General features: G+C 62.5%; 14 protein-coding genes. 8 read left to right on the forward strand and 6 right to left on the reverse strand.

Translation table 11 applies throughout. The features are described 5' to 3' along the window. Positions 1-2 precede the first annotated feature (2 nt). From P9228_RS10755 to P9228_RS10785, 7 genes are all read left to right on the forward strand, one after another. A complete protein-coding gene (locus P9228_RS10755) occupies positions 3-764 on the forward strand; it encodes a TIGR04290 family methyltransferase (RefSeq protein WP_278053365.1) in 762 nt (253 codons plus the stop codon). Continuing rightward, positions 757-1,689, forward strand: a complete 933-nt coding sequence (locus P9228_RS10760; RefSeq protein WP_278053366.1) for a beta-xylosidase — start codon at positions 757-759, stop codon at positions 1,687-1,689. The genes P9228_RS10755 and P9228_RS10760 overlap by 8 nt, the downstream gene beginning before the upstream one ends. 22 nt (positions 1,690-1,711) lie before the next feature. Next, on the forward strand, positions 1,712-2,776 hold the full coding sequence (locus tag P9228_RS10765; protein WP_278053367.1) for a glycosyltransferase: 1,065 nt from the start codon (positions 1,712-1,714) through the stop codon (positions 2,774-2,776). Next, on the forward strand, positions 2,773-3,765 hold the full coding sequence (locus tag P9228_RS10770) for a GNAT family N-acetyltransferase (protein WP_082953721.1): 993 nt from the start codon (positions 2,773-2,775) through the stop codon (positions 3,763-3,765). The genes P9228_RS10765 and P9228_RS10770 overlap by 4 nt, the downstream gene beginning before the upstream one ends. Further along, the gene (locus P9228_RS10775; protein WP_127245893.1) at positions 3,762-4,670 is read left to right on the forward strand and encodes a methyltransferase domain-containing protein; all 909 of its coding nucleotides are present in this window, start codon (positions 3,762-3,764) and stop codon (positions 4,668-4,670) included. Before P9228_RS10770 ends, P9228_RS10775 begins: the two co-directional genes overlap by 4 nt. A 64-nt stretch (positions 4,671-4,734) precedes the next feature. Then, positions 4,735-4,953: a hypothetical protein gene (locus tag P9228_RS10780; protein ID WP_066992288.1), complete on the forward strand. Its 219-nt coding sequence runs from the start codon at positions 4,735-4,737 to the stop codon at positions 4,951-4,953. A 183-nt stretch (positions 4,954-5,136) separates the two neighbouring features. Further along, positions 5,137-5,313: a hypothetical protein gene (locus P9228_RS10785; protein WP_082953720.1), complete on the forward strand. Its 177-nt coding sequence runs from the start codon at positions 5,137-5,139 to the stop codon at positions 5,311-5,313. Between the two features lie 9 nt (positions 5,314-5,322). On the opposite strand, the gene P9228_RS10790 is transcribed toward P9228_RS10785, so the two are convergent. From P9228_RS10790 to P9228_RS10810, 5 genes are all read right to left on the reverse strand, one after another. Continuing rightward, entirely contained in the window at positions 5,323-5,886 is a 564-nt protein-coding gene (locus P9228_RS10790; protein WP_127213774.1) for a sigma-70 family RNA polymerase sigma factor, read from the reverse strand. Positions 5,887-6,248: 362 nt separating this feature from the next. Further along, entirely contained in the window at positions 6,249-6,653 is a 405-nt protein-coding gene (locus tag P9228_RS10795) for a response regulator (protein ID WP_067320576.1), read from the reverse strand. Next, positions 6,650-8,605 (reverse strand): PAS domain-containing protein, encoded by a 1,956-nt coding sequence (locus tag P9228_RS10800; protein WP_278053371.1) that lies wholly within the window; start codon positions 8,603-8,605, stop codon positions 6,650-6,652. Before P9228_RS10800 ends, P9228_RS10795 begins: the two co-directional genes overlap by 4 nt. After that, positions 8,605-9,903 (reverse strand): chemotaxis protein CheB, encoded by a 1,299-nt coding sequence (locus P9228_RS10805; protein ID WP_278053372.1) that lies wholly within the window; start codon positions 9,901-9,903, stop codon positions 8,605-8,607. The genes P9228_RS10800 and P9228_RS10805 overlap by 1 nt, the downstream gene beginning before the upstream one ends. Next, on the reverse strand, positions 9,857-10,987 hold the full coding sequence (locus P9228_RS10810) for a chemotaxis protein CheB (protein ID WP_347404289.1): 1,131 nt from the start codon (positions 10,985-10,987) through the stop codon (positions 9,857-9,859). The genes P9228_RS10805 and P9228_RS10810 overlap by 47 nt, the downstream gene beginning before the upstream one ends. Before the next feature lie 285 nt (positions 10,988-11,272). Here P9228_RS10810 and P9228_RS10815 point away from each other — a divergent pair, with 285 nt between their 5' ends. After that, the gene (locus P9228_RS10815) at positions 11,273-11,710 is read left to right on the forward strand and encodes a CBS domain-containing protein (protein WP_095779493.1); all 438 of its coding nucleotides are present in this window, start codon (positions 11,273-11,275) and stop codon (positions 11,708-11,710) included. Between the two features lie 225 nt (positions 11,711-11,935). Here the strand turns inward: P9228_RS10815 and P9228_RS10820 are convergent, their stop codons facing one another. Continuing rightward, on the reverse strand, positions 11,936-12,850 hold the full coding sequence (locus tag P9228_RS10820) for a YihY/virulence factor BrkB family protein (protein ID WP_278053375.1): 915 nt from the start codon (positions 12,848-12,850) through the stop codon (positions 11,936-11,938). Positions 12,851-13,004: the final 154 nt, after the last annotated feature.

Consider the following 13,004-nt stretch of genomic DNA (forward strand, 5'->3'; position numbering starts at 1 on the left):
CCGTGCTGCATTCCGACGCGGAAATTCGCCGCCGTATCGATGCGCTTGGACCGTGGTTCCACAACATGGAACTGGCGGGCGTGGAGACCGCTCCCGACCATTTCCTCGGCAACTATCCTCTGGTGAAATGGCAGAAATTCGCGGATGCGATCCCGGCCGATCTCTCGGGCAAGTCGGTGCTCGATATCGGCTGCAACGCCGGGTTCTATTCCATTGAAATGAAGAAGCGAGGCGCCGATCGCGTGCTCGGCATCGATTTCGACGTGGACTATCTGACGCAAGCGCGTTTCGCCGCCGAAATCGCCGAGTGCGACATCGAATTCCGGCAATTGTCGGTCTACGACGTCGGCGCGCTCGGCGAGACCTTCGACATCGTGCTCTTCATGGGCGTGCTTTACCATCTACGCCACCCGTTGCTGGCGCTCGACCTCATCCGCGAGCATGTTGCGCGCGACTTGATGATCTTCCAGTCGATGCAACGCGGGAGCAGCGAAATCCTCGCGCTCGAACAGAACTATGATTTTTGGACGCTCGACCTGTTCGATCGAACCGAATTCCCGAAGCTGCACTTCATCGAGCACCGCTACGCCGACGATCCGACCAACTGGTGGATCCCGAACCGCGGCTGCATCGAGGCGATGCTGCGCAGCGCCGGCTTCCAGATCCTGCTTCACCCGGAAGACGAGGTCTACTTCTGCCGCGCGTCCGATGAGCCGGCGGGTGAAGGTGCGGTCTACCCGTCGAAAGGACGAAATGATGATTGAAGCCGCCATGATCTGGAACGAGCCCAACAACAAGTCGCATTGGGACCCAGATCTCGATCCGGACTGGAGCCGCTTCGCCGGCATGACTATCCTGGCGGCGGACGCGATCGGGCTTGAAAACCCGGCGATCACCAGGGTGCTTGGCGGCATTTCGCCGATCGATGCCGGCTTCATGTCGCTGATCAAGGGATATGGTGTCCTCGACCATGTCGACGCCGTCGCCGTGCACGGCTTCCCGCTCGACTGGAACCTTTGGCAGATCCATGAATGGCCGCAAAAGCTCGGCGAGATCGCCGAAGTCACCGATCTGCCGATTTGGATCAGCGAAGTCGGCGTGTCGAGCTTCGGCGCCGAGGAGGTCCAGGTCTGGGGCCTGCGGCGGACGGCGGAGCTTCTGCTTGGCAACGCGCCCCGCGTCCAATGGTATAGCCTTTATGATTTGCCGCATGCTTGGGGAGCGACCACACGGCATCGCGAGGTGGAAGGCTCCTCCTATTACCGTCATTTCTACATGGGTCTTCTGCGCGAGGATGGCTCGCCCAAGCCCGCGCTCGAAGAGTTCGTGCGGCACACTCCGGAAATGGGCCTCGTCCAGTGGTTCCATTTCGAGGACCACCGGCTGGACGACGCCGTCGCCTGGATGAAGCGGCTGGGCGTCACCAATCTGCGCACCGGCCTCTCTTGGGCCGACAGTTTCAGACCGAATGCCCTCGATTGGTTCGACCGCCAGATGGAAGCCCTGGCAGACTTCAACGTCACCATCACTTTCTGCTTCACGCCCGAGCACCGAGGCCTGCAGCCTCATCACACCAGCCCGCCACAGGCGCCCGAAGAGTTCGCCGAATTCTGCGCGAAGATGGTGCGCCGCTACGCACCTGGCGTGCGCGACGCCGCGATTCCCATGCGGCGGGTCTCGGCCGCATGAGGTCACTTCGGCTCGATCAGCCATGACGCTTACAGTGCTCAACGTCGCCTATCCGCTTGCGCCTGTCGGCCTCGATGCGGTCGGCGGCGCCGAGCAGGTGCTGTCGATGCTGGATCACGCACTGGTCAGGCAAGGCCAGCAATCCATCGTCGTCGCCTGCCGGGGCTCCAGCGCGGCCGGGACCTTGGTCGAGACGCCTGCCGAAACAGGCGCGCTCGACGAGACGGCAAAGAGCCGCGCCCAGGACGCGCACCGCGCGGCGATCGCAGCCGCGCGTGCGCGCTGGCCGATCGATGTCGTCCATCTGCATGGCATCGATTTCGATGCCTATCTTCCCGATGACGGCCCCACGCTCGTGACACTGCACCTGCCGCTTGCCTGGTATCCGGCCGGAGTGCTGAGCCCGGCCCGTGAAGACCTGTGGCTGCACGCGGTCTCGGAGGCGCAGCAAGCAACCGCACCGGCCGGATCGAGACTGATCGCGCCCATCCCAAACGGGGTTGACGTCAATGCGCTTGCCGCCCCCCGGTCGCATCGCAATTTCGCACTCGTGTTAAGCCGAATATGCCCGGAAAAAGGCATCCACCTGGCGATCGACGCCGCGAAGCGCGCTGGAGTGCCGCTTGCAATAGGAGGGCAGATATATCCCTACCGGACACATGTTCAGTATTTCGCCGACGAGGTGGAGCCTCGCCTCGACAGGCGGCGGCGTTTCCTGGGACCGCTCGGGTTTTTCGCCAAGCGGCGCCTTCTCAACGCCGCCCGCTGCCTGGTCATTCCGAGCCTCGCCGCGGAGACGAGCTCGCTCGTTGCCATGGAAGCCCTCGCCTGCGGCACGCCGGTTGTGGCCTTCCCGAATGGCGCCCTGCCCAATGTCGTTGAGCACGGCAAGACTGGGTTCCTGGTCAATGATATCGACGAGATGGCGATGGCCATCGACGCTTCGGCCGACCTCGACAACGAAACATGCCGGGCCGAGGCGCGAGATCGGTTTTCGCTCGATCGCATGGTTTCGGCCTATATGGATGCCTATCGGGCATTGGCAAAGCTCGGCGAGTCCCGCACACATTTGGGAGTCGCCGGATGAGCGGCCTGCGTGCCGATGTCATCCGCGACCAAGATGCGCTCGACGGTCTAGAGCAGCATTGGTGGTCGCTCTGGTCGCAATGCGGCTCTGCTACGCCTTTCCAGTCACCCGCCTGGCTCCTGCCATGGTGGCGGACATTCGCGCCGGGCGATCTCTCGGCGATCGCCGTGTGGAACGGAAACGATCTCGTCGGCCTGGCACCACTCTACCTCGAACGGCACGCTTCCGGTTTGCGCCTGCTTCCGATCGGAATATCGCTGAGCGACTATCTCGACATTCTTTGCGCACCCAAGTTCGAAGAAGCCGTCGGTATCTTGATTGCCGAGACTGTGCTTTCGCTCGAATGGTCGCAATGGATCCTGCCTGACCTTTCGAGTGAAGCCGCATCCCTGGAGCTTTTGCTGCCCGATATCGACGAGAGCCGATCTACCGGCCATGCCGCCTGCCCCGTGCTTGCCTTGGCTGGCGACGAGACGCTTGCAGGGTGCGTTCCCGCGCGGCGAAGACGCCAGCTGCGTCGCGCGCTGCGAGCCGCGCAACGGAGAGGCCGGGTGACGATCAACCGGGCGGAGGCCGCGCCGGAGATATTTCTCGGTCAGCTGATCCGCCTGCACGACGCCCGCTGGGCCGGACAGGGCGGCGGCGTGCTGACGCAAAGCGCGATCGAGTTTCATCGCAATGCCTTGCCCCGTCTCGCCGCGAGCCATTTGGCGCGGTGCTGGCTGATGGAAATCGACGGCGCCGTCGTCGGCGCCTATTACGGTTTTCATCACCACGACCGCGCCTATGCCTATCTCGGCGGCTTCGACCCCGCTTACGCATCGGAGAGCCCCGGCGCCATTCTGATCGGCAAGGCTATCGCCGAAGCCGTTCAGGACGGCGCGCGAGAGTTCGATTTTCTACGCGGCCGGGAGAGCTACAAATACAGCTGGGGAGCAAAGGACCGATGGACCATACAACGGGTCTGGACCCGGAGCGCCTCGCCATGACCACAGCAGAGCGAGTAAGGTCGACCGCGAGGCATATCCTCGAGGATTGCATGGCGACCGACCTGTCCGCCGAAGTCGCGGTCGCCAGATTGGCCGTCGAGACGGATATCCGCGCGCCAGAATTGGCGGACGTCGCATTGGACATGCGTGCAAGCGCTGTCGAGCAAAGAGGCTGGCTCGAGGACATAGCCGTGCTTCTTTCGGGCAAGGCAGATGCCTTCGATAGTCTGAGGTCAACGGCAGCTTCGGTTTGTCATGACCGTCTGCGCGGCGAAACCGGTGAGATGACGATCCGCCGGCTGGCCGGGGGCTTTGACGAAGCGGTCGCCATCTCTCCGGCGGCCAGCGTCCAACTTTCGTCGCTTGGCGACGAGGAAAAGCTTTCTGCTGCAACGGCCGAAATCGTCTCCTGGCTGGAGCGACAGGATTTTACCGGCGCGGATAAGACAATACTCGATATCGGCTCCGGCATCGGCCGCTTCGAATGCGCGCTCCACGCCAGAGCGGAGCATATCGTCGGCATCGATATCTCCCCCAGGATGATTGCCGTCGCGCGCCGACGCTGCGCCGGTCTTGGCAATGTTGAATTCCGCCGGACCTCGGGCCTCGATCTTGGCGAATTCGTCGACGCGGGTTTTGATGGCGTGCTGGCGGTCGACAGCTTCCCTTACCTGGTACTTGCCGGCGTCGCCGAGCGGCACTTTATCGAAGTGGCGCGCGTGTTGCGGCCGGGAGGGATGGCGGCAATCCTGAATTATTCATACCGGATGTCGCCCGCCGCCGATTCCTCCGACATCCGCCATCTCGCCCGAATATGCGCCATGGACGTCCTCATCGATGGCGAGATGCCTTTCCGTCGATGGGACGGCACCGCCTTTCTTATTCGTCGTACCGGCGGAACATAACCGACGGACCGAAGTTCGGCTCCCAGACCACTTGCGCAGAATCTGGAAGACCCAGGAGAAGAAGATGGCGTCCGGCGGTAAGAAACACATGGGACGCGGCAGTCAGGGCAAAGGTGCAGGGACCGGAGCGAAGACGACGGTTCCGAAAGACATGATTGGCGAAAATGACGTCCTGTCGAACCGGGATAAGAAACAGCATACAAAAGAACGCGGCCTCGACAGCAATCGGATCAAGTCCGATCAGTATCAGGACCACGCGGCAAACCGGATCCCGGAAGACTGATCTTGCGGCGAATATCGCAAGACTTTGCAGGCTCGCAACGGATCAGTTCAGGCAAAGGGTTTTCGCTCCGCCACGATCTGCTGCGGGGCTGAAGCTGATCGGCGGCTGGAAGCGCCTTGCAAACTCTGGCCGTGTATGGTCTCAAGTGAATCTCGAAGGGGCCACATTTGCTAAGAGAATGCCATGTCTCGTCCGAGCCAGCGCGATCCCGTCAGCCAGGCAAGCCTGGGCATAGACCAAGAGATCGCGTCGTTGTTGACCGCCATTGAGCAGGAAAAAGTTCCTGATCGCCTGGCCAAGCTCGCGATCGAGTTGCAGAATGCGCTGATCGAGAAGCGCCGGTGCAAAAAGGAGAACTGACGGCAAGCCTCATCGATGCCTGTCAGCGCCTCTGTCCCAGTGATCTTCCGCGAGATGGTCGTGTCTTTCGACCAGCGTTTGCGATGAGCTTTCATCAAGGAATTCCAGGACGCTTGCACGCGCCCGGTTGAGACGGCTTTTAACGGTCCCGACTGCGCAATCGCATATCTCCGCGGTTTCTTCGTAGCTGACGCCCAGCACACCGATCAGCGTCAGTACCTCGCGCTGATGTATCGGAAGCTTCTGCATAGCGCGGTAGACTTCCTTGGTCCGAACGGACCAGTCCTGCGAGGCTTCCGAAATCGGCCGGCTGGAGGCGCAGTCAAGCAAACCGGGCGCCTCCCTAGCTGCCGCCTTGACCCGCGTATAATGCGTATTGCGCATGATGGTGAAAAGCCAGGACTTCAATCTCGTCCCCGGCTCGAACTTGTCCAAGTTCGCAAGCCCCTTGGTCAGGGTCTCCTGCACCAAATCGTCGGCATCATCGGGCAAGCGGCAAAAAGTGCGCGCAAAAGCACGCAAGGCAGGAATGAGGTCGACGACAGCGACCTCGCCCGGTACGCAGTCAGGCACGGCATGGCCTTTGGGTAACACGGTTCTCACCCCAGCAGAGAGAGTTGATGGGCATTGATTAGGGAGAATGCGTGACGATGATGATCGTTCCTGTTGTAAACGAACTTGCTTGAACGCCTCCGGCCAACCAATGGGGTCGCCATTCGAGCTAGAGAAACCAACTCGCGACCAATCCGCCGAGGCCGCAAAGATCACCACGCTCGTTATGCTCCGAGGTTGTTCGTGGTCCGACTATTGACCCGGCCGCCCGTGATCCTGCGATCATTCGTCAGCAAAAGGATCAACACTAGCGGAGGAGTAGAAAAGACCTGCAGACCAATACCTAAATTGGATGTTGCGAAACCCTTGCAGGAGCCCGATTGCTACAGGCGAGAGCGCCGCGCGGCCTCGGTGCCTGCGCTCGCCAATCGGGCGACCGCCTCGATCAGCACTTTGGAGTCTACTGGCTTCGACAGTCTCGGCGAATCCCGGAACTGATCGGGAAAGACCGTTGCGCTGTCATAGCCGGTGAGGAAGAGGAAAGGAACGTGGCGCGCTGCGAGGTGCTCGGCAAGCGGGAAACTGCGTTCGCCATGCAGGTTCACGTCGAGCACCGCCCCATCGAGTTCGACGCCATCGATCTGCTCGAGCGCCTGTTGAACCGAGGGCGCGGGCCCCACCACATGGCAGCCCGCATCGGTCAGTTCGTCGGAGAGGTCGAGCGCAACCAGGAAAGCGTCCTCGACGACGAGGATCCGCAGGCCCGATAATGGAGCGCTCTTGTTCATGCGTAGCCGGGCAGCGGCTCGAAGGCTTCGGTTCGGGCAAGGGGGATTTCAAGCAGGCACTCCAGGCCGGTGGGCCGGAAGTTCAATTCGACACTCCCCCTCAGCTCGTACTCCAAACTCTGCTGGATGAAAGTGGTTCCAAAATTTCTGCGGGATGGCTCTTCCACGGCCGGACCGCCGAGTTCCTTCCAGCTGATCGAAAGCATGCCCGGCTTCACCACGTTCCAGGAGACCTCGATGCGTCCGGTCTCGACGGAAAGCGCCCCATATTTGGCGGCGTTGCTGGCAAGCTCGAAGAACACCATGCCGAGTGCCGCCGCCGTTGCCGCATCGAGGTGGAACGGCCGGCCGTGAACGACTAGATTCTGGCGTCCCGTGCTGCTGTAGGGGGAAAACGTCGCCCTCAGCAGTTCCTCGAGGTCGGCGTCGCCCCAATTGTGGGAAGACAGGACCTCATGCGTGCGCGCCATCGCGTGCAGTCGCTCATGGAATGATGTCGCGAATTCCCCCATTGAGCTTGACGAGCGGATCATGCGCGAGGTCAGTGCGGTGATCGTGGCTAGGATGTTCTTCACACGATGCTGCAGCTCGTGCAGCAGCCTCTCCTGAGCGCGCTCGGCCTCCTTATGGTTCGAGACATCGACCAGGGCCGCAATAGCGCCCCGAACCCTGCCGGACTCGTCAAACAGCGGATTGGCCGACATCATCACGTCGATGCTTGAGCCGTCCCCCTGGGCGATTCGGGCTTCGTAGCCGGGGACGGGCTTGCCCGTTCGCATCGCCTTCTGCAGCGGCTGCTCGTGCGTTTCCACCACGGAGCCGTTCACCATCAGCGGCAGGACCGCCGGCACAGTGCTGAGCTTGCCGTCCGCGGCGCGCCGGCCGGCGAGCTCGGCCGCGCGGCGATTGGCGCGGATGGCATCGCCGTCGTCGTCTTCGGCGATCAAGATGCCGACAGGCACAAGATCCAGAACAGTCTCCAGGCTTTCGAGGCGGTTGCGCAGGTCGTGCGACAGCGCGCCGATCTTTTCCTCCGCCTGCGCGATCTGGGTAATGTCGACGAAGGTGACGACGACGCCGGCGATGACATTGTCGACGGTACGATAGGGCATCACGCGCATGATGTATCGCTTGGCGCTTTCAATGACTTCCACCTGCCTTTCTATCGTCCCCAGCCGCTGCAGCACCTGCTCCATGTCTGCCTGCAGCCGGTCCGCGGCAAAGCGCGGCCGCACATGCGCGAGCGGCCGGCCGACATCGCTTTCGACCAGCCTGAACAGGTCCCGCGCCGTCGGCGTGAAGTTCTTGACGCAAAGATCGCGGTCGAGGAACACGGTCGCGATCTGCGTGCTCTCGAGCAGGTTGGACATGTCGTTGTTGGCGCGGCTGAGCTCGTCGACGCGGATGTTGAGCTCGGCATTGACGGTCTGCAATTCCTCGTTGATCGATTGCAGTTCTTCCTTCGAGGTTTCCAGTTCCTCGTTCGAGGACTGCAGCTCCTCGTTGATGGAGGACAGTTCCTCGTTGGAGGATTTCAACTCCTCGTTGGAGGATTCTAGCTCCTCCGTCGTGATCTGCAGCCGTTCCCTGGTTTCCCGCAGCTCCTTTTCGAGCTGACTGACATTGGCGCTTTCGACATCGTCGGTCGTGTGGACGGGCTCGTCCTCTGCCTCCGCCTTTATCCCGCCGATATCGCGGAAGACCAGCATGTAGAGCGGATCCGAATTGCCGTCGACCGGCAGCGGCTGCACGGCGAGGCTGATCGTCTGGCGTCCGCCATTGGTGCCGATGCTGATCTTGTTCTGCACCGCCATCTGTCCGGTGCTGACTGCCTTGTGAAGGGCAGCGCGCAGGTCCATGCGCAGCCCGCGACGGGCCATGGAGAAGACGTTGTGGTCGGGCGCGCCGGCGGCAAGTTCCAGATATTTGCCTGTCCCGCCCGAGCTGTGCATCAATTCGCCGGCGGCGTTGACGACCACGTAGGCCGGAGCATAGCGCTCGACCAGGAAGCGTTCGGCAACTTCTTGCAGGGTTCCTGTCGTTGCCCGCGGGCGCGTGCTGGGAACAGCCTGCCTGGCGGCGGCGGCAAGTGGGAATTCCGGCAGGCGTTGCGCGGCGACCCATAGCGGCCGGCGCGCGCCACTTCCAGCGCACGCTCGTCGATGTCGGTGGCGAAGATCTGCAGGTTGGGAGAAGCGGCGCCCCGCGGCGCGTTCTCCTTCAAAAGCATGGCGATCGAATAGGCTTCCTCTCCGGTGGCGCAGCCGGGCACCCAGGCCCTGATCGTCTCGTCCGGCTTGCGGCCCCCGAAAAGCTTCGGAATAACTAAGCTCTCTAGCGCATCGAAGGCCTGCGGGTCCCGGAAGAAGCTGGTCACGCCGATGAGCAGGTCCTGGAACAGAAGGTCGACCTGCTGCGGCTCGTCGCGCAGCCGCTCGTAGAAAGCCGTGGGATCGTCGATCTGCAGCACCTGCATGCGGCGTTGGATGCGCCGCAGGATGGTGTTGTCCTTGTAGCCGCTGAAATCATGGCCCGTGCGCGTACGCAACAGCCCCGTGATCCGCGAAAGCTGTTCGCCCACTTCGCGCTTGCGGCGGTCGCGTTCGCTTTCATCGCGGTTGGCGTGGCTGAAATAGCCGACGAGCTTCGCAGCCATCTCCTCGGCCGGCAGCACCATGTCAACCAGGCCGCTCTGCACGGCGCTGCGCATCATGCCATCATATTCGGCGCTCTGCTGCGCCAGCGTTAGGCCGCCATGTTCCTTTATTGCCCTGAGCCCGATCGTGCCGTCGCTGCCGGTTCCGGAAAGGATCAGCCCGGCCGCATCCTCCCCTTGATCCTGTGCCAGGGACGTGAAGAAATCGTCGATCGGCGTCCGCTTCGCGCGCGTGGCGGCCATCTTGGCCATGTTGAAACGCTGTCCCCGGATGGTCACCGAGACGCCCGGCGGGATGACGTAGATGTTGTTCGGCTCGACTTCCGCGCCTTCGACCGCGGTCTGCGTTTCGATCGCGGTGGAGCGCTGGATGATGCTCGCGAGCACACTCTCATGCTCGGCATCGAGGTGTTGGATCACGACATAGGCAAAGCCGCTGTCGGCCGGCACTTCCGGAAAGAACTTCTGCAACGCCGCGATGCCGCCGGCCGATGCGCCGATGCCGATGACAGGGAACAGCGCGGGCTCTCTCTCATCCTGGCGCGGGCTAGTCCGTGCCTTCCTTGTGCTTGCCTTCCTCGCCGCCTGCGCCATTGCCTGTTACCTGTGTCCGCCTGCTTTCCAGGATGCGCTCGATGACGGAGGCATCCGCTTCGTATTCCCTCGCCCGCTTGCCGAACTCGCTGGCGAGTTGGGAGCGATGTCGCGTCTTCTCCCGCTCCGCCATGCGCCGGGCAAACTCCGCCCGCTGCTGATGCGACCGCAGCAGGCTCCACAGGATCTCGTCCGCCTCGATCGCCTGCGCCTCCATGATCGCATCGGTGGTGAAAGCGTGCCCGGTATGGCACCGATAGCGCAGCATGTCACCGTCCTCGATCTCCCACAGCGGCCCGTGGCATTCCGGGCATGTAAACACCGACAGTTGCCCAAGTCGATCTGGTTCTTTCATGGTCGAATGCTCCTGTGCCGCGATTGCGGCCTCCAGCCTGACCGTCGGTGGGGCCGGCAACGTTTCTCCGGCCGGCTCGGCCGCCAGCTTGCCCAGCAAGCCGCCGAGTTTGGCGGCGGGTTCGCAATGATCGATGTCGACATAACGCAGCGCGCTTTCCACCATGGAAGGCACCAGCGCGTCCTTGGGATGCTGGACCACCGCGAGGCCGCCGACCGCCTTGATTGCCCTCAGGCCGGCGGTGCCGTCGGAAAGCGCGCCCGACAGCAGCACGCCGACGACGCTTGCGCCGAAGCTCAGCGCCGCCGAGCGGAACAGCGGGTCTACCGCCGGCCGCGCGAGGTTTTCGCGCGGGCCGCGGCGCAGCATCATGTGATCGTCATGCAGAAGAAGATGGAAGCCGGGCGGCGCGACATAGATGTTTCCCATCTTGAAGGACTCGCCGTTCTTGGCGCCGGAGGCTTTCAGCGCTCCCGCACGGTCGAGGATTTCCGGCAGATAGCTGACCTGGCCGACATGGACCACGACGAACACGGCCGCCGGTAGATCGGCAGGCAGGTCGCTCACGATCGCTTTCAGGGGCTCAACCCCGCCAGCGGACGCCCCGATGACGATGATGCAGCGGTTGCGCGCCTTAGCTTGCCGCGAGCTTGTCTCGGCCTCGCGGGCAGGTGAGATTCGGTTTCGAAAGTCGGCCATGGCACCCCTTTCGGGTCGCCCCCGGCCCATAACACAATGGCCGAAGTCAGGACTCTGTTCCATGGGCGGCGCACGCAACGATCGCCGGATCGGCAACAGCACGAACGGGTCTCGGCCGAACATGCGCAATGGGGTGCCGGCCTGCTTCCCTCGGGCCTCCGCAAGGACCGGTCGCCTGTCCGGCTGTCATTCGAGCCCCACGGCGGAACTTTCCATGCCCTCTCCCGCGCGAGATTTGAAGGAACCAATAGCGCCGAGCATTTGTTTTCTCAGTTCAGGTTCGGCGGGTGGGCTCCGCAACAAAGGGAGATAGCCATGAAGGTCGGCAGTTGCATGACAAAGGACGTTGCCGTCGCGAATCCCGAACAGTCGATCCGCGAGGTGGCGCTGATGATGGGCAAGCTCGACGCCGGCGTCGTGCCTGTCGGTGAAAATGACCGGCTGGTGGGGATGATCACCGACCGGGACATGGTCATCCGCGGGATAGCGCTGGGCAAAGGTCCCGATACCAAGGTGCGCGATGTCATGAGCCAAGAGGTAAGATATTGCTTCGATGACGAAGACGTCGATCATGTTCTTGCTAACATGGGAGACTTGCAGGTGCGCCGGCTCCCGGTTCTGAACCGAGACAAACGGCTCGTTGGCATCATCTCCCTCGGAGACCTCGCAAGAAAGGGTGAAACACGGGAGGCTGGAGAGGCTTTGAGCGGCATTTCGGCGCCGGGCGGTGTTCATTCGCAGACCGCCCATTGATGACAACGACGACATCGGGGTCTGTTTGATCGTCGGTTGACGCCCGCCGGGCGTGACTGGGTTGCGGCGGCCACATCGCGGCTTCGCAACCTGATCACGTCCTGCGGACCGACCGTGGTGATGGTCCCTCTCTGTCCGCCTATGCCAACTCTGTCTGGCCCACAGCGCCGAAGCTCTTTGCAGAGGTAGCGCGTAGTGTTGCGCTCTCCGGTCATTGCTTGACCGTCACCTCTCCGTCTTTCCGACGCCTGGCTTCATAACCAGCCTGAGGTCCGCCCGGCTTCCGCTGCTCACCGAATAGGCGCGCGTGATTTCGGCGCCGAACAGAAAGATTTGAGCCGAGTAATAGACCCATAGTAGCACCACCATCAGCGCGCCGGCGGCGCCATAGGAAGTGGCGATCGAACTGCTGCCGATGTACCAGCCGATCAGCGACTTGCCGATGGTGAAGAGAAGCGCGGTGACCAGCGCACCGACAGCGACATCGCGCCATTTGAGACTGCGGTCCGGCAGGACCTTGTAAATCGCCGCGAAGAGCAGCGCGATCAACGCGAACGAAACGATCGTATTGATCGAACTCACAATCAGTTCGCCGAACGGCAGGTGTTGGTTGATGACATCGGCCAACAGCGAGATGGCCGTGCTCGCCGCGAGCGACACGAGCAGCATGAAGCCGAGCGCGGCGACGAGACCAAGGCTCGCCGCCCTCGCCCGCACCAAACGCGAGAGCGACATGGCCCTTGGCTCGACCTTCCAGATCTCATTCAGCGACTGCTGCATCTCGCCAAAGACGCCGGAGGCTGTGATCAGGAGCGTCACCAGCCCGATAATGGTGGCAAGCGCGCCGGACCAGGGACGCGAAGCGGTCTCGATCGTCGCCTTCAAGAGGTCGGCGCTCTGCGGACCCATCACGCCCGATATCTGGGCCGAGAGCGCGAGCTGGGCGGCGTCCTTGCCGACGACGAGACCTGCGACCGCCACAACGATCAGAAGGATCGGCGCAAGAGAGGTGGTGGCATAGAAGGCAATCGCCGCCCCATGGCTCAGCGCGTTGTCATCCATATAACCGCTGACGCTTTCTTTCAGCAGAAGCCAGGCCTCCTGAAGCCAGCCGGTCCTTGATTTCCTGTCTTCCGCCATGCGCTCGACACCGAATTGAAGCGGGCCGGGTGGGACAAGAGCTCGACTGCCTTTTCGTTGGCCAGGATGTGAAGCCGGAAAAACCACCCTGTTCTCTTTGCCACCAGGTCCGGCTGACGCGGCCCGCAGAGGTCAATGACGCCGCGGGCGGGAG

This window comes from Mesorhizobium sp. WSM4898 (assembly GCF_029625845.1).
Classification (GTDB): Bacteria; Pseudomonadota; Alphaproteobacteria; order Rhizobiales; family Rhizobiaceae; genus Mesorhizobium.